The sequence below is a fragment of the Micromonospora sp. D93 genome, from assembly GCF_018070365.1.
Taxonomy (GTDB): Bacteria; Actinomycetota; Actinomycetes; order Mycobacteriales; family Micromonosporaceae; genus Micromonospora; species Micromonospora ureilytica.
The window spans coordinates 1-19,110 of the sequence record NZ_JAGPXW010000020.1; the positions used below are offsets into that span (position 1 = coordinate 1).

General features: G+C 74.4%; 18 protein-coding genes. 10 read left to right on the top strand and 8 right to left on the bottom strand.

Annotated features, from left to right (window positions below):
- Both KBX71_RS21395 and KBX71_RS21400 read right to left on the bottom strand, forming a co-directional pair.
- Positions 1–1,061, bottom strand: a 1,061-nt coding sequence (locus KBX71_RS21395; RefSeq protein WP_210819753.1) for a polyprenyl synthetase family protein, incomplete at its 3' end; no start/stop codon positions are given.
- A 9-nt stretch (positions 1,062–1,070) separates the two neighbouring features.
- Positions 1,071–1,460, bottom strand: a complete 390-nt coding sequence (locus tag KBX71_RS21400; RefSeq protein WP_210819754.1) for a helix-turn-helix domain-containing protein — start codon at positions 1,458–1,460, stop codon at positions 1,071–1,073.
- A 272-nt stretch (positions 1,461–1,732) separates the two neighbouring features.
- On the opposite strand from KBX71_RS21400, the gene metF reads away from it, so the two are divergent.
- Together metF and KBX71_RS21410 are read left to right on the top strand one after the other, a co-directional pair.
- Positions 1,733–2,650, top strand: coding sequence for a methylenetetrahydrofolate reductase [NAD(P)H] (metF, locus tag KBX71_RS21405; protein ID WP_124817707.1), 918 nt, complete (start codon positions 1,733–1,735; stop codon positions 2,648–2,650).
- A 44-nt stretch (positions 2,651–2,694) separates the two neighbouring features.
- Positions 2,695–3,384: a CDP-alcohol phosphatidyltransferase family protein gene (locus KBX71_RS21410; RefSeq protein WP_124817706.1), complete on the top strand. Its 690-nt coding sequence runs from the start codon at positions 2,695–2,697 to the stop codon at positions 3,382–3,384.
- A 55-nt stretch (positions 3,385–3,439) separates the two neighbouring features.
- On the opposite strand, the gene KBX71_RS21415 is transcribed toward KBX71_RS21410, so the two are convergent.
- The 6 genes from KBX71_RS21415 to KBX71_RS21440 all read right to left on the bottom strand — a co-directional run bounded on the left by KBX71_RS21415 (position 3,440) and on the right by KBX71_RS21440 (position 8,797).
- Positions 3,440–4,927, bottom strand: coding sequence for an NAD(P)/FAD-dependent oxidoreductase (locus KBX71_RS21415; protein ID WP_210819755.1), 1,488 nt, complete (start codon positions 4,925–4,927; stop codon positions 3,440–3,442).
- A 10-nt stretch (positions 4,928–4,937) separates the two neighbouring features.
- Positions 4,938–6,062, bottom strand: a complete 1,125-nt coding sequence (locus tag KBX71_RS21420; RefSeq protein ID WP_210819756.1) for a glycosyltransferase family 2 protein — start codon at positions 6,060–6,062, stop codon at positions 4,938–4,940.
- On the bottom strand, positions 6,059–6,937 hold the full coding sequence (locus KBX71_RS21425; protein ID WP_210819757.1) for a carotenoid biosynthesis protein: 879 nt from the start codon (positions 6,935–6,937) through the stop codon (positions 6,059–6,061). Before KBX71_RS21425 ends, KBX71_RS21420 begins: the two co-directional genes overlap by 4 nt.
- On the bottom strand, positions 6,934–7,485 hold the full coding sequence (locus KBX71_RS21430; RefSeq protein ID WP_124817698.1) for a GNAT family N-acetyltransferase: 552 nt from the start codon (positions 7,483–7,485) through the stop codon (positions 6,934–6,936). The genes KBX71_RS21425 and KBX71_RS21430 overlap by 4 nt, the downstream gene beginning before the upstream one ends.
- A complete protein-coding gene (locus KBX71_RS21435) occupies positions 7,482–8,243 on the bottom strand; it encodes a monooxygenase (RefSeq protein ID WP_210819758.1) in 762 nt (253 codons plus the stop codon). The genes KBX71_RS21430 and KBX71_RS21435 overlap by 4 nt, the downstream gene beginning before the upstream one ends.
- A gap of 65 nt (positions 8,244–8,308) precedes the next feature.
- Positions 8,309–8,797, bottom strand: a complete 489-nt coding sequence (locus tag KBX71_RS21440) for a YbaK/EbsC family protein (protein WP_210819759.1) — start codon at positions 8,795–8,797, stop codon at positions 8,309–8,311.
- Positions 8,798–9,240: 443 nt separating this feature from the next.
- Here KBX71_RS21440 and KBX71_RS21445 point away from each other — a divergent pair, with 443 nt between their 5' ends.
- The 8 genes from KBX71_RS21445 (at position 9,241) to KBX71_RS21480 (ending at position 19,097) form a co-directional block, all read left to right on the top strand.
- A complete protein-coding gene (locus tag KBX71_RS21445; RefSeq protein WP_210819760.1) occupies positions 9,241–9,690 on the top strand; it encodes an SAV_6107 family HEPN domain-containing protein in 450 nt (149 codons plus the stop codon).
- Between the two features lie 102 nt (positions 9,691–9,792).
- On the top strand, positions 9,793–10,518 hold the full coding sequence (locus KBX71_RS21450) for a hypothetical protein (RefSeq protein WP_124817690.1): 726 nt from the start codon (positions 9,793–9,795) through the stop codon (positions 10,516–10,518).
- Positions 10,515–12,077 carry a DNA polymerase Y family protein gene (locus KBX71_RS21455; RefSeq protein WP_124817688.1) on the top strand — a complete coding sequence of 521 codons (1,563 nt, stop codon included), beginning with the start codon at positions 10,515–10,517 and terminating at the stop codon, positions 12,075–12,077. Before KBX71_RS21450 ends, KBX71_RS21455 begins: the two co-directional genes overlap by 4 nt.
- A gap of 33 nt (positions 12,078–12,110) precedes the next feature.
- Complete coding sequence (locus tag KBX71_RS21460) at positions 12,111–15,494, top strand: error-prone DNA polymerase (protein WP_210819761.1); 3,384 nt, start codon at positions 12,111–12,113, stop codon at positions 15,492–15,494.
- 93 nt (positions 15,495–15,587) lie between these two features.
- Complete coding sequence (locus tag KBX71_RS21465; protein ID WP_167492956.1) at positions 15,588–15,764, top strand: hypothetical protein; 177 nt, start codon at positions 15,588–15,590, stop codon at positions 15,762–15,764.
- Between the two features lie 74 nt (positions 15,765–15,838).
- Positions 15,839–16,606: a methyltransferase domain-containing protein gene (locus KBX71_RS21470; protein ID WP_210819762.1), complete on the top strand. Its 768-nt coding sequence runs from the start codon at positions 15,839–15,841 to the stop codon at positions 16,604–16,606.
- Entirely contained in the window at positions 16,603–17,775 is a 1,173-nt protein-coding gene (locus KBX71_RS21475) for an alkaline phosphatase family protein (RefSeq protein WP_210819763.1), read from the top strand. The genes KBX71_RS21470 and KBX71_RS21475 overlap by 4 nt, the downstream gene beginning before the upstream one ends.
- Before the next feature lie 62 nt (positions 17,776–17,837).
- Complete coding sequence (locus tag KBX71_RS21480) at positions 17,838–19,097, top strand: DNA polymerase IV (RefSeq protein ID WP_210819764.1); 1,260 nt, start codon at positions 17,838–17,840, stop codon at positions 19,095–19,097.
- The last annotated feature ends 13 nt before the right edge of the window (positions 19,098–19,110 follow it).

A 19,110-nucleotide genomic window follows, 5' to 3' on the forward strand; every position in this document is an offset into this window, starting at 1 on the left:
GCTATGGCCAGGTCTACCAGGGCTTGGCGGGCCTCGGTGTCCAGGTCGACGGCGGTCAGGGCGGCCAGGGCGGTGTCGGTGAGTGTGACGATCCGCTGTTCGGTACGGGCCAGCGCACCGCTCCCCGAGATCACCTCGCGGAGCCGGGCTACCCCCTGCTCGTCCAGCTCCGGGTCGCCGAGCCGGCTGAGCAGCAGCTCGCGGCCCGCGTCGTCGGTGGCCTCCACGGTCGCCGCCACCAGGTAGGTGCGCTTGCCCTCGCGCAGATCGTCCCCGGCCGGCTTGCCGGTCAGCGTCGGGTCGCCGAAGACCCCCAGCACGTCGTCGCGGAGCTGGAACGCCTCGCCCAGCGGCAGCCCGTACGCCGAGTAGGCCGTCCGGACGTCCTCCGCCGCGTCGGCCAGTGCGGCGCCGAGCAGCATCGGACGCTCGACGGTGTACTTCGCGGACTTGTACCGGGCGACCTTGCTGGCCCGTTCCACCGAGGTGTCCCCGGTGACCTGCGTCAGCACGTCGAGGTACTGCCCGACGGTGACCTCGGTGCGCATCTCGTCGAAGACCGGCCGGGCCCGGGCCAACGCCCACAGGTCCAGGCCCGCGGAGTGCAGCAGCTCGTCGGACCAGACCAGGCACAGGTCACCGAGCAGGATGGCCGCGGCGTCGCCGAAACCGTCCGGGTCGCCGCCCCAGCCGGCCTCCCGGTGCCGGGTGGCGAACCGTCGGTGTACCGCGGGTTCGCCGCGACGGGTGTCGGAACGGTCCATCAGGTCGTCGTGGATCAGGGCGCTGGCCTGGACGAACTCCAGCGCGGCCAGGGCGGTGAGCACCTGGTCGCCGTCCACCCCGCCGGCCCCCCGGAACCCCCAGTACGCGAATGCTGGACGCAGCCGCTTGCCGCCACCGAGCACGAACGCCTCGATCGCCTCGGCCACCGGACCCAGCGCGTCGTCCACGGCGGCGAGCCGGACCCGTTGGCCAGCCAGGAACTCGGTGAGAGCCTTGTCGACCCGCTGCCGTAGGCCGGCGCGGTCGACGGGGGACACGGGAGCAGCGTGGGTCACGCCCCGACGCTAGCCGGTCGTCATGGCTCGCGCTCGACCGCCACGCGTAGTCCCGCCGGTGCGGCCGGGACCCCTCCGCCCAGCCGGTCGCGCGCCGGCCAGCGCGGCGCGGCCCGGCCCGGTGGCCCGTGTCGAGCCGGCCCGACGGGTGGCCGCGGCGGCCTCGACGAACGCCACCAGCGGCACGTCCAGGACGACGGCGAGCCAGCCGAGCCAGAAACCGCCAGGCACGCGACGCTGTCGTTCCCACCGGGAAATCTCGTGCCGACTCAGCGTCGGCACCCCGGCGGCGGCACACAACTCGGCGGCGGCTCGCTGCTGGCTCCAGCCCCGGGCCAGTCGGCACCGGGCCAGCAACGGCCCGAGCTGCGCGGGGCGCGGCGATGCGGGCGGGATCATGGGTCCTCCTGGCGGGCGTCGGTGCGGTGAGGACCCACCCGCCCGACCGGACGGGACCGGCATCACCGCTCGGTTGCTGACCCCCGCGCGGGACCCCGGGCCACCCCCGCCGCCCCTCCCGCACCACCCATTCCTACCCCGGAGGTACGACGTCTTTTCCGCACGCCGGACCCGGGCGCTCGGGCACGCCGGACCCGGGCGCACCGGACGGTGCCGGACGCTGGGGTGGGAAGGGCCTGGGTCCTGGTGGCATCGACCGCTAGAGTCGGGTCGTGGCGCTCGGTCTTCCCTCGACACTCCCCAATCCGCAGCCGGCGATCGGGGAGCTCATCCGTGAGCGCCAGCCGACCTTCTCGTTCGAGTTCTTCCCGCCCAAGACCGAGGCGGGGGAGCAGCTGCTCTGGCAGGCCATCCGCGAGCTGGAGTCCCTGCGCCCGTCGTTCGTGTCGATCACGTACGGCGCCGGCGGCTCGACCCGGGACACCACAGTGGCGGTGACCGAGCGGATCGCCACCGAGACCACACTGCTGCCGATGGCCCACCTGACCGCGGTCAACCACTCCGTCGCCGAGCTGCGGCACGTGGTCGGCCGGCTCGCCGGGGTGGGCGTGCGCAACGTGCTGGCCGTTCGTGGCGACCCCCCGGGCAACCCGGGCGGTGAGTGGATCCGCCACCCCGAGGGCGTGGACTACGCCGAGGACCTGGTCCGGCTGGTGCGCAACGCCGGTGACTTCAGCGTCGGCGTGGCGGCCTTCCCGTACAAGCACCCCCGCTCGCCGGACGTGGCCAGCGACACCGCCCAGTTCGTCCGCAAGTGTCGGGCCGGCGCGGAGTTCGCGGTCACGCAGATGTTCTTCGACGCCGACGACTACCTGCGGCTACGTGACCGGGTGGCCGCTGCCGGCTGTGACACCCCGATCCTGGCCGGGGTGATGCCGGTGACCCAGTTCAGCACCATCGAGCGGTCAGTGCAGCTGTCCGGCGCGCCGTTCCCACGGGTGTTGGCGGCCCGCTTCGAGCGCGTCGCCGACGACCCGGACGCCGTCCGCCGGCTCGGCATCGAGCAGGCCAGCGAGATGTGCCGCCGGCTGCTGGACGAGGGCGTGCCGGGAATCCACTTCATCACCCTCAACCGGTCCACCGCGACCCGCGAGGTCTGGCAGAACCTGAAAGCCGGCGCCCGCGTGTGAACGCTGCGCCTGCGACACCTGTTGCCCGGCACGACGGTTGATCCGTGGTGGGCACACAGCTGAACTGGGATCAGTACGCCACGGCGTGGGCGCGGTTGCACGGTGGGTTCGACCCTCGGGTCGCGGCGCCGGTGGTGCGCGCCTGGCTGCGATTCGCGTACCACGTCGGATATGTGCTGGGCCGGCTGCGGGTCAGCCCCACCGCGGTCACCGTGGCCGGGGTGCTGCTCTGCTTCTGCGTACCGTTGCTGGTGGGCCGGCCGGGGGACGGGCCGTTCCTCGGCGCGCTGTTCGTGCTGCTCGCCGCCGTGGCGGACAGCGTGGACGGTGCGGTGGCGGTCGCCACCGGTCGCACGACCCGGCTCGGCTACGTCTACGACTCGGTCGCCGACCGCCTCGGTGAGGTGGCGTGGCTGCTGGCGTTCTGGCTGTTGGGCGCGCCGGGTGGGCTGGTCGTGGCGGGGGGCGCGTTGTCCTGGCTGCACGAGTACGTCCGGGCGCGGGCGGTTGCCGCCGGCATGCGGGAGATCGGCGCGGTGACCGTGGGCGAACGCCCCACCCGGGTCTCGGTGGCGCTGGCCGGTCTGCTGGTCGCCGGGCTGGCCGGGCTGATCGAGCCGGACCTGGCCGCCGGCACCATCACCATGGCGACAGCGGTCTGGGTGCTGCTGGCCGGCTTCGGCCTGGGGCAACTGCTCTCCAGCATCCGCCGCGCCCTGCTCGACGCCGGCTGAGCGGCCCACCCCGACGCCGGCCGGAACAGACGCCGGCCGACGCCAACTGAAGGGTCTACCAGGCCGGGCCGATCTCGTCGGCGACGATCTGCGCGGAGAGGGTCACCATCGGCAACCCGCCGCCCGGGTGGGTGGAGCCGCCCACCAGCCACAGCCCGTTCGCCGGGCCACGGTTGGCCGGGCGGAGCAGCCCACCGGCGGTGCCGTAGATCGAGCCACCTGGCGCGCCGGTCGCCGCGTCCAGGTCGGCGGGGGTGCGGATCTCGCGGAACAGCAGCCGGTCGCGCACGTCCACGCCGCGCCGCGCCAGCACGTCCAGGATCCGGTCGGCGTACGCGTCGGCCAGCCCCGGGCGTCGCCAGTCGACAGCACCCGCCGCGCTGCCCTGCCGAGGGGCGTTGACCAGCACGAACCACGCCTCGTGTCCGGCTGGGCGGACCATCGGGTCGTCGGCCACTGTGACGAACACCGCCGGGTCGGCCGCCGGCCGGGCCCGTACGCCCCGCCCGGGGTCACCGAAGACCGCGTCGAACTCGGCGTCGTAGTCATCCGGGAAGAAGACGTTGTGGTGGGCCAGCCCGGTGCTGCCGGAGACGCCGAGCAGCAGCACGAAGCCGGCGAGGCTGCGGTCGGTCAGCCCGGCCAGCCGACGCGCGTGCGGCAGCAGGTCACGGTAGACGGTGAGCGCGTCCACGTTGGCCACCACCACGTCGGCGGGCACCGGGGCGGTGACGCCGGCGAGGCGTACCCCGTGCACCCGGCCGCCGGTGGCGTCGATCCGGGTGACAGTGGCGTCGGTCTGCACGACCACGCCGAGGTCCAGGCAGCGCGTGAGCAGCGCGTCGGCGAGCGTGCCCAGCCCGCCGCGCAGGTACCAGCCGCCGAAGGTCAGCTCGGCGTAGGGGACCGCGACCAGCGCCGCCGGTGCCCGGCGTGGGTCGGCGCCGGTGTAGGTGGCGTACCGGTCCAGCAGCATCCGCAGCCGCGGGTCGGACAGGTGCCGGCGGCCCAGGCCGCGCAGGCTGCGGCCCGGGGCGATGGCGGCCAGGTCGCCGACGCGCCAGGCCAGCGACGCGAGGTCGCGGGGAGAATCGACGGTACGGCGCAGGATGTCCCGCGAGGAGGCCTGCCACACGCGCGCCGCCCGCCGCCACAGCCGCTGCCAGTCGGCTGCCGCCCGGTCGCCGAGGGCGGCCCCGATCCGGGCGGTGAACTCCACCGGGTCGGCGCACGAGTCCAGGGTCGGGCCACCGTCTGGAAAGACGTGCCGGACGATCGGGTCCAGCGGGACCAGGTCCAGGTATTCGTCGAGCTTCGCCCCGGTCGCCTCGAACAGGTCGTGGAAGACCTCGGGCAGGGTGAGCAGGCTCGGCCCGGTGTCGAAGTGGAACGACCCGGCCGGGGTGTCGTGCGCGTACCGGCCGAGCTTGCCGCCGACCGTGTCGGCCCGCTCGAAGACGGTCACCTGGTGCCCGGTGGCGGCCAGCCGGGCGGCGGTGGCGAGGCCACCCACCCCGGCGCCGACGACCACGATCCGCGCCATGCCGCGCCTCCTAGCTGACCGGGCGGCCCCGCCAGGTCAGGCGGCGTCGCTTTCGCAGATGGTACGACCGCAGGGTCAGCCAACCGAGGACCACGACCGACACGGGGTGTGCGAGCGCGTCGGGCCACCACCGGCCTCCGGTCGCGCGGGCGGTGAGCACCCGTCCGGTCACCCCGAGCAGGTACGCGCCGAGCGCCACCATTGACACCCGGGGAGCCGTCGTGGCGAACCCCAGCGCGATCAGCGGTGGGGCGGTGTAGAGCAGCAACAGCGCCGTCAGCACGGCCGCCGCCGTGCCCGGGTGCCCGAACGACGCCCACAGCGACTTCGAGTACCCGTCGCGCAGTTGCGGCCAGTCGTCGTACATCCGGCAGGTGGCCAGTCGGGAACCGTCGGCCAGGGCGATCCGCCCGCCGGCCCGCTTGACCGCCCGGGCCAGCTCGACGTCCTCCAGGATCTTGTCGGCGACCGCGGCGTGCCCGCCGGCGGCGGTGTAGCCGGCCCGGTCCACCACCAGGAACTGCCCGCCAGCCGCGGCCAGCGACGGCCGCGGTGAGCGTTCCATCGCGCGCAGCGGCAGGAAGGTCAGCCAGAGCCACTGCAACAGCGGCTGCACCAACCGGTCGGCCGCCGTCGCCACCACGATCCGGGGGTACGGCGACAGCAGCGTCACGCGGGCGGCGCGCAGTTCGGTGACGGCCGCGGCCACGGCGTGCGGGGCGAGCACCACGTCGGCGTCGACGAAGACCAGCGCTGTGGCGTCCGGGTCGGCCCGGGTGGCCAGCTGCCAGCAGGCGTGCGGCTTGCCCAGCCAGCCCGGCGGTGGGGCGACCCCGGTGAGCAGCGTGACCCGGGGGTCGTCGCCGGCCACCGCGCGGACCACGTCGGCGGTGCCGTCGGTGGACCCGTCGTCGAGGACCACGACGCGCAGCCCGGGTACGCCGCGCTGGGCGAGCAGGGCGCGCAGGCAGGGCGTGACCCGGGTGGCCTCGTCGCGCAGCGGCAGCAGCACCGCCACCGGCTCGTCGACCTCGTCGGGCCGGTCGGTGGGCCTGCGCAGCCAGCGGGCGGCGTTGAGCCAGGTGTGCCCGGTCAACGCGGCGACGGCGATCAGCAGGGCGAGCAGGACGGTCATCGGGTCGCGTCGACCCCGGGGCGGTGTGGCTGGTGGGCCTCCCGACCGGGGTCACCGCCCCGGCGGGCACGCAGGAGGGTCACCACCAGGGGTACGGCGGTCACCGACATGCCGGCGGCGCCCCAGAGCGCCGAGGCGGGCAGGTCGAGGAAGACGGCGTGGGCCAGGATGCTGGAGAAGTACGTCCACAGGTAGAGCGCGACCATCGGGTGGTCCCGCCGATCGGTGTGCTCGACGGCAGGCCCGGCCAGCGGGCGCAGCGCGCTCATCAGCAGCACCGCGAAGAGCAGCCAGCCCAGGTAGTTGCTGACCGGGATGCCGGCCAGGCCGGGCAGGGCCGGGGTGGCGTCGCGCCAGACCCAGTAGCCCTCGGCCACCATCTGCGGGTCGAGGAAGAGGTCCCAGGCGGCCAGCCCCACCGTGGCCAGCGCGATCCGCCCCACCCATCGACCCACCGTCGGCCCGCTGCCGCCGGCTGTCGGCCCGCTGCTACTGGCCGTTGTGGCGTTGCCGCCGGTCAGTCGGACCGCTGCCAGCCACGCCGGCCAGGCCATCCAGGTCCAGGCCAGCGGAATGATCAGTGGCACACCGGCCAGCTTGGGGCCCAGCTCGCCGGAGTAGTCGTAGCTGCCGAACGGCACGCCGGTTGCCACCCCGATCGCCTCGATCGCGAACCCGCCGCCGCTGGCCACCGCGACCAGCGCCGCCGCCACCCGTGGGCCTCGGCTGAGCAGCGCGTGGCCGACCGAGAGCAGCCAACCGAGGACGACGGTGGCCACTGTGAGCCCGGCCCGGGTGGCACCGGTGGTGAGCGGGTAGCAGATCTGGGCGAACACCAGGACGGCGAGCAGCGTCCAGGAGATCCGCCGGGTCATGACGCCGGTGGCTCGAGCGGCAGATCGCGACCGAGTACGCCGAACGGCCGCTCGTCGCCGGGGAAGTGGAAGTCGCGCAGCACGTCGACGAAGCCGAACCGTCGGTACAACCGCCAGGCCCGCGAGGTCTGCTCGTCGGCCTCCGGGGTGGACAGCAGCACGGTGTCGCCCTCCGCCATGCCGAGCAGCGCGCGCAGCTGACCGGTGCCCAGGCCGTGCCCCTGCGCCGGTGGCCGGACGTGCAGCTCGACCACCTCGAAGCAGTGGGTGAGCCAGCGCGTGCGGGTCGGGGCGTCCAACGCACGGTGCACCTGGTCGTGCCACCACTGACCGGAGGCGCCCAGGTAGCCGTAGCCGAAGCCGGCGAGGTGACCCTCGCTGGTCAGGCTGGCGACCGCCCGGAAACCCGGTCGGCGGACGTGGGTGGCGATGTAACCGCGTCGAGCCTCCAGCAGGTCGGTGCGGTATCCCATCGCCTCGCCGTAGACGGCCACCACGTCGTCCAGCCGCCGGACGAGATCGTCCGGCGTCCAGCGCACCAACCTCATGCCCGTCCACCCTTCATCATTTCCGGGCCACCCTCGGCGACCCACCCGAGCACCGACCGGTCGCCGACCACGTCGCGCACCTCGAACCGGGCGAACAGCTCCTCGGCGTACCAGCCCGCGGTGGGGGTTCGCATGATCGCCGCCCGATGCTCCGGGTGACGGTACGCGAACGCCACCAGGTCCGTCGGATCACGCCACACGCTCACCGTGCCCTGCCAGCCCAACGGCGCCTCTCCGACCCCGAACCGGGCCAGCAGCCCGGGCGCGTCGCGCAGGGCGGCGGCCACCGGCGGGATCGCCCGCCAGAAGGTGGCCGCCCGGCGGGCCCGCAGCCGAGCCCGGGTCAGTGCCAGCACCGGGCCGGTGACCCGGCCGCCCGACGGGTCGCCGAACGGCTGCTGGCCGGACCACTCGCCCCGACTGGTCAACGGGCGCAGGTCGACCCGGGCCTGGGCGTGGGCGATGCGGGCCCAGGCCCGCCCGACCGAAGAGTCGTCGAAGCCGGCCGCCGCGGCGGGGGAGTCCCAGACGGTCAGCGCCGCCCACCGGGTCAGGTCGGTGTCCCTCGGCCCGAAGTCGGTGCCGGTCCCGGTGCCCAGCAGCTTGCCGAACCGAACGCCCGGGAGGGCCCGCAACCGGCGTGGATCCAGTGCCATCCGGGTCAGCGCCCGGGTCAGCGCGCCGCGGGAGGTCCGCCACACGTGCAGCGTGACCAGCTCCGGAGCCGCGCTGCTGGTTCGCTCGCTCCGCTCGCTCACGCCTCCGCTTCGCGGCGGCGCGAGCGCGTCGCTGCTGTGCCTGCTGGTTCGCTCGCTCCGCTCGCTCACGCCACCTCGGCCGGGGTGCCGGCGGTGACCCGCAGCAGTTCGGCGTAGGTGGTCGGGAAGACCGCCTGGGGTACGCCGCCAGCGGCCCAGATCTCCGGGTGCGCCGCCAGCGCGGTGTCCACCAGGGTGCGCAGCGGGTGCGGGTGCCCGAGCGGGGCGACCCCGCCGATCGGCTGTCCGGTGTGGGCCCGGACGAACTCCGGGGTGGCCCGGCGTAGCCGGGTGACGCCGATCGATGCCGCCAGGCCGGCGGTGTCGACCCGGTGTGCGCCGGAGGTGAGGACGAGCAGCGGCGTGTCGTCCGCGTCGAAGATCAGTGAGTTGGCGATCTGACCGACCTCGACGTCGAGCGCGTCGGCGGCGGCTGCGGCGGTGTGCACCGCGTCGGGCAGCAGACGGACCATGCTGGGCTCGCCCGCGCCGTCGAGCGTGCCGGCGGTGGTGAGCGCGTCCTGCACCGCTCGTACGTTCGGGTGTGGCTGCATGTCGTCATTCTTCCCGGTTCGCCGGTGTGGGTTCACCCGGCCGGCACGCTCAGCGCGTCACACGTTGCATTTTCGTCGGAGGGGAGGTGTACTGTCAGCAGCAGTTAGAACGAGTGTTCGATTGCCTCGAACGCCCGTTCCAACCAGCCGGAGCGCGGCGTTTCGCGGCGCCACCTCCGGGCGGTGCGGCTCCGCGGGCCGCACCAGGGTTTCCGGGCAGTCGCGAGCCTGGTCCCAACAGGCAGGAGCGTCGCCCGCCGCCCACGACCCCCGGGCAGCGGGCGACGCACCCGCCGGTCCGCCGGCCGGGTGTGGTGTGGGGAAGCATCCACACCCGGCCGGCCACACCCGGTGCGTCTTCCTCCGCACCACCCGACCTCGGCGTCTCGTCGGCGGCATCAGCCGCCGGAGTGACGTCTCGGCCACGTGGAGGAGAGACATCCATGCCGACCAACCCGGCTCAGGCACCGACGGTGCCGGCGCACGTGCTGCCGCACCGCACCCCCGCCCAGCTCCTCATGTTGGCCCGCCGTGGGCTGGTCGAGGCCGGCCAGACCCGACCTGACGGCCTGCGCTACGCGGCTGCCCACCTGGCGGCCCTGCGCGCGGCGGCCGCCCTGCTCGCCGCCCGGGCCCGCCCCGCGCCGAGTCGGCGCAACCGGATCACCAGCGTCTGGGTCCTCCTCTGCGCTGTCGCTCCGGAGCTCGACGAGTGGTCCCGGTTCTTCGCCGCGGGGGCCAGCAAGCGCGCCGCCGCCGAGGCCGGCATCCCCCGGGTGGTCAACGCCCGAGAGGCCGACGATCTGCTCCGCGCCGCCGAACAGTTCGTCACGGTGGTGGAAACCGCGCTCGGCGTGGCCCACCAACCGGCCCTGGACGGCCTCGCCGCCTGATCCCGCCGTGCCACCGGCCGTCCCTCGGGGGGAGCCGGACGGCCGGTGGCACGGCGTGCCGGTCCTGATCTGATCCACAGCAACGACGGGGGAGTTGGTCCAATGGCGGGCCGCATGGTGGTCGGTTCCGCCGCGCTGGCCGATCTGGTGCGCCCGGCGAGCGCACCCGACCCGGTCGGTGGGCACCGGGTGCTGCCGGTGGTGCCCGAGCTGACCGGTCTGCTGCCCAACCGGGGCCTGCGCCGGGGCAGCACCATAGCGGTCGCCGCCGGCCAGCCCCGCCGCAGTGGCGGCACCTCACTGATGTTGGCACTGCTCGCCGAGGCGTCCCGGGCCGGCTCGTGGTGCGCCGTGGTCGGGGTGCCGACGTTCGGCGCGAGCGCCGCCGCCGAGCTGGGCATCGCTCTGGACCGGCTGGCCCTGGTGCCGAACCCCGGCCCCGAGTGGGCCACCGTGGTCGCCGCGCTGATCGACGGGGTGGACGTCGTGGTCACCACAGTGCCGGCCTCGGTTTCCGCCTCGGTCGCCACCCGGTTGGCCGCCCGGGCCCGGCAGCGCGGCAGCGTGCTCGTCCCGTACGGCCGGTGGGACGGCGCGGACGTGACGCTGCAGGTGGTCCGTGGAGTCTGGGAGGGGCTCGGGCTGGGCCGGGGGCGGTTGCGCCGCCGGGAGATCACCGTCTCGGCGCGCGGGCGCGGGGCGGCCGCCCGACCCAAGGAGATCAAGGTCTGGCTCCCGGGTGACGAGCTGACCCGGGTGATCCCTCGTACGCTGCCGTCGCCCGTGGGCCGATCGGCCGCGCCACTCGCCCTGGTTGGTCGGGGGTGACCGGCGCGCCGGCACGAACTCTGTTGCTGTGGTGCCCGGACTGGCCGGTGCTCGCCGCCGAGATCGTCGACGGGGTGCCGGCGACCGGCCCGGTCGCCGTGCTGCACGCCAACCGGGTGGTCGCCTGTTCCGAGCGGGCTCGCGCCGAGGGGGTGCGTCGAGGGCTGCGCAAGCGGGAGGCACAGGGTCGCTGCCCACAGCTCACCGTCGTGGAGTACGACCTCGGCCGGGACGCCCGGGCGTTCGAGCCGGTGGTCGCCGCGGTGGAGGAGTTGGTCGCCGGGGTCGAGGTGGTCCGTCCGGGTGCCTGCGCGGTGGCCGCCCGGGGGCCGGGCCGTTACCTCGGCGGCGAGGAGGCGGCCGCCGAGCGGATCATCGAGCACGTGGCCCAGTCCTGCCTGGTGGAGAGCCAGGTCGGCATCGCCGACGGGGTGTTCGCGGCCGGGTTGGCCGCTCGCGCCGGCCGGGTGGTGGCGCCGGGCGGGACACCGGAGTTCCTGGCCGGGTTGCCGGTCGAGGCACTCGGCCGGTCGGCGCTGGCCGATCTGCTGCGCCGGCTGGGGGTGCGAACCCTCGGCGACTTCGCCGCGTTGCCGGCCGGCGACGTGTTGGCCCGGTTCGGGTTCGACGGTGCGCTGGCCCATCGACTGGCCGCCGGGCGGGACCACCGCCCACTCGCCGTCCGGCAGCCGCCGGCCGACCTGACGGTGACCGCGGAGCAGGACGAGCCGATCGACCGGGTCGACGCGGCGGCGTTCGTGGCCCGGGCGTTGGCCGAGCAGCTGCACGAGCGGCTGGCCGGGCACGGGCTGGCCTGCACCCGGCTCGGCATCGAGGCGGTCACCGAGCACGGGCAGGAGCTGCACCGGGTGTGGCGGCACGATGGCCTGCTCACCGCCGCGGCCATCGCCGACCGGGTGCGCTGGCAGCTCGACGGGTGGCTCTCCGGCAGCAACGGTCGCGCCGGCGCCCGACCGTCCCGACCGACGGCCGGCATCATCCGGCTGCGACTGATCCCGGACGGGGTGATCGCCCAGGCCGGTCTGCAGGCCGGCCTCTGGGGGGAGACCGGCGAGGAGCGGGAACGCGCGCACCGGGCGTTGAGCCGGGTGCAGGGCATCCTCGGTCCGGAGGCGGTGGTCACCGCGGTGCTCGGTGGTGGGCGTTCCCCGGCCGACCAGGTGCGACTGGTGCCGTGGGGCGACGAACGACTTCCCGCGCGCCCCGACGCTCCGCCGTGGCCGGGTCGGCTCCCGGCGCCCGCGCCGGCGGTGGTGCTGCCCAGTCCGCTCGCGGCGACAGTGCACGACGCCGCGGGTGAGCCGGTGGTGATCAGCGCGCGGTTGGCGGTGAGCGCCCCACCGGCCCGGCTGGTGGTCGGCACCGGCCAGCCGGCGGAGATCGTGGGCTGGGCCGGCCCGTGGCCGGTGGACGAGCGGTGGTGGGCGCCGGTCGAGGCCCGTCGTCGGGCCCGGTTCCAGGTCAGCCTGGCCGACGGTGCCGCCCTGCTGCTGGCCGTCGAGGCCGGGCAGTGGCTGGTGGAGGCGATCTATGACTGAGCCGGTGTTTCCCAGGTCGGAGGCGGGTGCGCGATGAGCTTCCGCAACTCGAATATGCCCTGGTCGGAGCTGGAGCGGGTGCTCTCCGGCCGGGCCGGTGGCGGCTCCGGCCGGTCGAGCGGGCGGTCCCGCGAGGAGCGGCACCTGCACGTGGTGGACCCACTCGCCGTGGACGCCGACGGCGGTGACTCCCCGGCCTGGAGCCGCCGCCGCGAGCAGTACCAGCCGCCGGAGGTGACCCGCCCCGACGGCGTGGTGCCCTACGCCGAGCTGCACGCGCACACCAACTTCAGCTTCCTCGACGGCGCCAGTCATCCGGAGGAGTTGGCCGAGGAGGCAGCCCGGCTGGGGCTCACCGCGCTCGCCGTCACCGACCACGACGGTTTCTACGGGGTGGTCCGCTTCGCCGAGGCGGCTCGTACGTTGGGTCTGCCGACCATCTTCGGCGCGGAGCTGTCCCTCGGCCTGCCCGGCCCGCAGAACGGCGAGCCCGACCCGAACGGCGCGCACCTGCTGGTGCTCGCGCACGGTCACGAGGGGTACGCCCGGCTGGCCACCACCATCGCCCGCGCCCAGCTACGCGGCGGTGAGAAGGGCCGCCCGGAGTACGGGGACCTGGAGGAGGTCGCCGCCGAGCTGCGTGACCACGTGCTGGTGCTGACCGGCTGTCGCAAGGGGCACGTGCCGGGGGCGCTGCTCACCGAGGGGGTGGACGCGGCGGCCCGTGAGCTGGACCGGCTGACCGCGCTCTTCGGCGCGGAGACGGTGGCCGTGGAGCTGACCGACCACGGCCATCCCGTCGACGCCGACCGCAACGACGCGCTCGCCGATCTGGCCGCCGCGGCCGGGTTGCCGACGGTGGCCAGCAACAACGTGCACTACGCCAGCCCCGGTCGGCGTCGGCTGGCCACCACCGTCGCCGCGGTCCGGGCCCGACGCAGCCTGGACGAGATCGACGGCTGGTTGCCCGCGGCGGCCACCGCCCACCTGCGCAGCGGCGCGGAGATGGCGGCCCGGTTCGCCGCGTACCCGGGTGCGGTGGCGCGGGCCGCCGAGTTCGGCGCCGAGTTGGCCTTCGACCTCCAACTCGTCGCGCCGCAGCTACCGGCGTACCCGGTGCCGCCGGGGCACACCGAGATGAGCTGGCTGCGGAAGCTGACAGCTGACGGTGCGCACGAGCGCTACGGGCCGCCGCAGGCGCACCCGACGGCGTACGCGCAACTCGACCACGAACTGAACATGATCGAGGAGCTGGGTTTCCCCGGCTACTTCCTGGTGGTCTACGACATCGTCACGTTCTGCCGCGACCAGGACATCTACTGCCAGGGTCGGGGTTCGGCGGCCAACTCGGCGGTCTGCTACGCGTTGCGGATCACCAATGTGGACGCGGTCCGGCACCAGTTGCTCTTCGAGCGGTTCCTCGCCCCGGAACGGGACGGCCCACCGGACATCGACGTGGACATCGAGTCCGACCGCCGGGAGGAGGTGATCCAGCACGTCTACACCCGCTACGGCCGGGAGCACGCCGCCCAGGTCGCCAACGTCATCTCCTACCGGCCCCGGTCGGCCGTGCGGGACGTGGCCAAGGCGTTCGGCTACTCGCCGGGGCAGCAGGACGCCTGGAGCAAGCAGATCGACAGGTGGGGCTCGGTCGCCACTGTCGATGTCGAGAACATTCCCGAGCAGGTGGTGGAGTACGCCAACGAGTTGCAGACGTTCCCACGGCACCTGGGCATCCACTCCGGCGGCATGGTGATCTGCGACCGGCCGGTGATCGAGGTGTGCCCGGTGGAGTGGGGGCGGATGCCCGGGCGCAGCGTCCTGCAGTGGGACAAGGACGACTGCGCCGCGGTGGGCCTGGTCAAGTTCGATCTGCTCGGCCTGGGCATGCTCTCCGCCCTGCACTACGGCTACGACATGATCGGGTCCCGGCTCGACCTGGGCGACATGACCCTGGACGACCCGGAGGTCTACGACATGCTCTGCCGGGCCGACTCGGTAGGGGTGTTCCAGGTGGAGAGTCGGGCCCAGATGGCCACCCTGCCCCGGCTCAAGCCCCGCGAGTTCTACGACCTGGTGATCGAGGTGGCGTTGATCCGTCCCGGCCCGATCCAGGGTGGTTCGGTGCACCCGTTCATCCGGCGCAAGAACGGCCAGGAGCCGGTGACCTTCGCGCATCCGCTGATGCGCAACGCCCTGGAGAAGACCCTGGGTGTGCCGTTGTTCCAGGAGCAGCTGATGCAGCTCGCCATCGACCTGGCCGGCTTCGACGCGGCCGAGGCCGACCAGCTGCGCCGGGCGATGGGCGCCAAGCGGTCGGTCGAGCGGATGAACCGGATCGCAGACCGGCTCTACGCCGGGATGGCCGAGCGGGGCATCGCCGGTGAGCTGGCCGACGACGTCTACCGCAAACTCACCGCGTTCGCCAGCTACGGCTTCCCGGAGAGCCACGCGATGAGCTTCGCCTACCTGGTCTACGCCAGTTCCTGGCTCAAGCGCTACCACCCGGCGCCGTTCCTGGCCGCGCTGCTCAACGCCCAGCCGATGGGCTTCTACTCGCCGCAGACCCTTGTCGACGACGCCCGTCGGCACGGGGTGGAGGTCCGTCGTCCGGACATCAATGCCAGTGGGGCGAAGGCGGTGCTGGAGTCCACCCCGGAGACCCGGTGGGGCAGCGGGCCGGGGGAGCCACCGCACGCCTGGGGGTTGGGCGGCCCGGCCGTCCGGCTCGGCCTGTCCAGCGTGCGGACCCTCGGCGCCGACGTGGCCGAACGGATCGAGGCCGAGCGGGTCGCCGGTGGGCCGTACCGCGACATGCCGGACCTGGCCCGGCGACTCGGTCTCACCGCCGCGCAGCTGGAGGCGTTGGCCACCGCGGACGCCTTCGCCTGTTTCGGGTTGACCCGGCGGCAGGCGCTGTGGGCTGCCGGTGCGGCGGCGCAGGACCGGCCGGGTCGGCTGCCCGGCACGGTGACCGGCGCGGCGGCGCCCACGCTGCCCGGGATGGAAGCGGTGGACCGGCTGGTCGCCGACGTGTGGGCCACCGGGTTGTCGCCGGAGAGCCATCCCGCCCAGTTCATCCGGGGTCAGCTCGACGTGCTCGGCGCGGTGCCGATCGCCCGGCTCGGCCGGGTGGAGCCGGGGCAACGGATCCGGGTCGGTGGCATCGTCACCCACCGGCAACGCCCGGCGACCGCGGGCGGGGTCACCTTCCTCAACCTGGAGGACGAGACGGGGATGCTCAACGTCACCTGTTCGCCGGGGCTGTGGCAGCGCTACCGGCGGGTGGCGCGGACCAGCGCCGCGCTGGTGGTCCGGGGGCGGTTGCAGCGGCACGAGGGGGTGACCAACCTGGTCGCCGACCGACTGGACGCCATCGAGCCACCGGTGCGTCCGGCCTCCCGTGACTTCCGCTGATTCAGTGATCCACATTACGGTTTCCCGAGCCGTCGAGCGGGAGACTCGTTCCGAGCGGGCAGAGCGGCCCGTGATCCGTGAGGGGGAACGACAGTGACGGGAAATCACGCGTACACCGGTGGAATCGCCAACGCCCGGCGGACCCGACTGGGCACCGGCTGGGTGCCGTCGCACCTCGCCGACCCCCGCGAGTACGAGGTGACGAACGGTCCGGTGGCCAACGAGCGTCGGTCCCGGGCGGAGGACGAGGCCGAGGGCACCGAGGCCTGACCGACCGCCGCACCACGCACCGATCGGGCGTGTGGTGGCGCGCCCGCCACACGCCCGCACCGCCGTTGGGCCGGGTGACTAGGCTCGGCCGGGTGGAGCAGACCCGAGGCAGGTTCGCCGAGCCGCCGCTGACACCCCGTACCGCCGTGATCTGGTCGGTGCTCCGCGCCGAACTGGACCGGCGCGGCGACGCCGAGCTCACAGTGCTGGACGTGGGCGGCGGCACCGGCGGTTTCGCCGTTCCGCTGGCCCGCGCCGGGCATCGGGTCACCGTCGTCGACGCCAGCCCCGACGCGCTCGCCGCGCTCACCCGCCGCGCCGCCGAGGCCGGGGTGGCCGACCGGATCGCCGCCGTGCAGGGCGACGGTGACGCCCTCGCCGGGCTGGTCGAGCCGGCCGGCGTCGACCTGGTGCTCTGCCATGCCGTGCTGGAGGTGGTCGACGACCCGACGCCGGTGGTGGCCGCGCTGGCCACCGCGCTGCGCCCGGGCGGAGCGGCCAGTGTGCTGGTGGCCGGCCGGGCCGCCGCCGTGCTGGGCCGCGCGATGAACGGGCACCTGGACGTCGCGACCACCCTGGCCGCCGATCCGGCCGGCACCGCGGGACCGCGGGACATGCTGCGCCGACGTTACGACGCCGCCGGTGCCGCCGCGCTGCTCGGCGCCGCCGGGCTGGTGGTCGAGGAGATCCACGGGGTACGCGTGCTTGCCGACCTGCTGCCGGCCGCTGTCGCCGACGGGCAGTCGGCCGCCCTGATCGAGTTGGAACGTGCGCTGGCCGGCCAACCGCCGTACCGGGATCTGGCCGCCCAACTGCACCTGTTCGCCCGCCGGCCGGCATGATCGCCGAGGCCGGTGACGTGCCGGCGCCGCTGGAGATCCTCGGGCCGGACCACGGCGGCGGCTGCCTCGCCGACGTGCTGCCCAGCGCGCTGGCCGTGTTGGGCGTGCCCGGTTCGCCCGATCCGCTCGGGCTCGTGCCCGCGTTGGCCGGGGTACGCCGGATCGCCGTGCTGCTGGTCGACGGGCTCGGGTGGTACCAGCTGCCGACCGCCGCGCCGTACGCGCCGACCCTCGCCGGGCTCGCCGCGACGGTGGCCCGGCCGCTCATCGCCGGTTTCCCGTCCACCACCCCGACCAGCCTGGTGTCGCTGGGCACCGGTGTCGCGCCGGGCGCGCACGGGGTGCTCGGCTTCACCGTGCGGGTGCCCGGCACCGATCGGGTGCTCACCCACACCGACTGGGCCACCGATCCGTCGCCACTGCGCTGGCAGCCGGTGCCCACCCAGTTGGAGCGGGCCCGCGCCGCCGGCGTGACGACGACAGTGGTGAGTCGGCCGGAGTTCGGCGGCAGCGGGTTGACGCTGGCCGCCAACCGGGGTGGCGACTTCCGGGGCGCCGCCGGCGGGGACGCGGTGGCCACCGCCATGCTCGCCGCGCTGTCCGCCGGGGCCAGGCCCACACTGGTCTCCGGCTACCACGCCGACCTGGACCGGCACGGCCACGTCAGCGGCGTCGACTCGGCGCCCTGGCGGGTCGCCGCCGCCGAGGTGGACGCCCTGGTCGCCCGGCTGGTCGACGGGCTGCCGTCGGACGCGGCGCTGTTGGTGACCGCCGACCACGGGCAGCTCGACATCCCCGCCGCGCACCGCTTCGACCTGGACACCGATCCGCGACTGCGGGCCGGGGTGCGGCTGGTGGCCGGCGAGGCCCGGGTGCGCTACCTGCACGTCGAGCCGGGCGCGGTCGAGGACGTGCGGGCCACCTGGTCGGAGGTGCTGGGCGCCGCAGCCCGGGTACGCACCCGCGCCGAGATGGTGGCCACCGGCTGGTTCGGGCCGGTGCCCGAGGAGCACCTGGGCCGGATCGGCGACGTGGTGGTGACCTGCAACGACACGTACGCGGTCATGGCCAGTCGCACCGAGCGGCCGATGGCGTCGAAGCTGGTGGCCTACCACGGGTCGGACACCGCCGCCGAGCTGACCGTGCCGCTGCTGGTGGTCCGGGGCTGATCCGGGGACGGTTCGGCCCGCTGGCCGATGGTGGTGTCGTACCCCCGGGTTAACCTGCCGGGATGGGCCGCAGTCAGTCGTTGCCCCGGGGCGACGATCCGCGCTTCGGGCCGGACGCCGACGACTCCACCAGCCCGATCCTGCACGTCGACATGGACGCCTTCTTCGCCGCCGTCGAGGTGCGCCGCCGCCCCGAGTTGCGCGGCCAGCCGGTGGTCGTCGGCGGCGTCGGGCCGCGCGGGGTGGTCAGCTCGGCCAGCTACGAGGCCCGCCGGTACGGCGTACGCAGCGCGATGCCGACCAGTCAGGCCCGGGCCCGCTGCCCCCACGCGGTCTACCTGCCACCGGATTTCTCCGCCTACACGGCCGCCTCCCGGGCCGTCATGCAGATCTTCCGGGACGTCACGCCGCTGGTCGAGCCGCTCTCCCTCGACGAGGCGTTTCTCGACGTGACAGGTGCCCGTCGGCTCTTCGGCTCCCCGGCCACCATCGCCCGGCTGATCCGTCGCCGGGTCGCCGACGAGCAGGCGCTGACCTGCTCGGTAGGGGTGGCGTCGACGAAGTTCGTGGCCAAGCTGGGCTCCACCCGGGCCAAGCCGGACGGCCTGCTGGTCGTGCCCCCGGGGCAGGTGCTCGACTTCCTGCACCCGCTGCCGGTGGACGCCCTGTGGGGGGTGGGGGAGCGCGCCGCCGAGGCGCTGCGCCGGCTCGGCCTGACCACCGTCGGCGACCTTGCCGAGGCGCCGGTGGGCATGCTCCGCAGAGCCGTCGGTGCCGCCTCGGCGTCGCACCTGCACGAGTTGGCCTGGGGGCGCGACCCGCGCGGGGTCAGTCCCGAGCACGTCGACAAGTCGATAGGCGCCGAGGTGACCTTCGACGTCGACGTGGCCGACCCGCTGGAGATCCGCCGTGCGTTGCTCGCGCTCAGCACGAAGGTCGGCGTCCGGTTGCGCGGCTCCGGTCAGGTCGGGCGCACCGTCTCGCTCAAGGTCCGGCTGGCCGACTTTCGCACCGTCAGCCGATCTCGCACCCTGGACGTTCCCACCGACACCGCCCGCGAGATGTTCGAAACGGTCTGGGCGCTCTACACCGCCTTGGACCCGGGTGAGCGGATCCGACTCGTCGGTGTCCGGGTGGAGGGGCTCTCCTCGGCGCAGGGTGCTCCCCGGCAACTCACCCTCGGCGCGCCCGAGCGCGGTTGGCGCGAAGCGGAAGCTGCCGCGGACGCCGCCGCTGCCCGTTTCGGGCGGTCCGTCATAGGTCCGGCCAGTCTGATGGGCGACCGTGACGCTCGTCGAAACGAAAATCCACCCCGCCCATAGGTCGTCCCGCTTT

Coding starts and splice junctions, on each gene's coding strand:
- KBX71_RS21400 (WP_210819754.1), bottom strand. CDS start 1,460: ATGATCCCGCCCGCATCGCCGCGCCCCGCGCAGCTCGGGCCGTTGCTG.
- KBX71_RS21415 (WP_210819755.1), bottom strand. CDS start 4,927: ATGGCGCGGATCGTGGTCGTCGGCGCCGGGGTGGGTGGCCTCGCCACC.
- KBX71_RS21420 (WP_210819756.1), bottom strand. CDS start 6,062: ATGACCGTCCTGCTCGCCCTGCTGATCGCCGTCGCCGCGTTGACCGGG.
- KBX71_RS21425 (WP_210819757.1), bottom strand. CDS start 6,937: ATGACCCGGCGGATCTCCTGGACGCTGCTCGCCGTCCTGGTGTTCGCC.
- KBX71_RS21430 (WP_124817698.1), bottom strand. CDS start 7,485: ATGAGGTTGGTGCGCTGGACGCCGGACGATCTCGTCCGGCGGCTGGAC.
- KBX71_RS21440 (WP_210819759.1), bottom strand. CDS start 8,797: ATGCAGCCACACCCGAACGTACGAGCGGTGCAGGACGCGCTCACCACC.
- KBX71_RS21445 (WP_210819760.1), top strand. CDS start 9,241: ATGCCGACCAACCCGGCTCAGGCACCGACGGTGCCGGCGCACGTGCTG.
- KBX71_RS21450 (WP_124817690.1), top strand. CDS start 9,793: ATGGCGGGCCGCATGGTGGTCGGTTCCGCCGCGCTGGCCGATCTGGTG.
- KBX71_RS21460 (WP_210819761.1), top strand. CDS start 12,111: ATGAGCTTCCGCAACTCGAATATGCCCTGGTCGGAGCTGGAGCGGGTG.
- KBX71_RS21475 (WP_210819763.1), top strand. CDS start 16,603: ATGATCGCCGAGGCCGGTGACGTGCCGGCGCCGCTGGAGATCCTCGGG.
- KBX71_RS21480 (WP_210819764.1), top strand. CDS start 17,838: ATGGGCCGCAGTCAGTCGTTGCCCCGGGGCGACGATCCGCGCTTCGGG.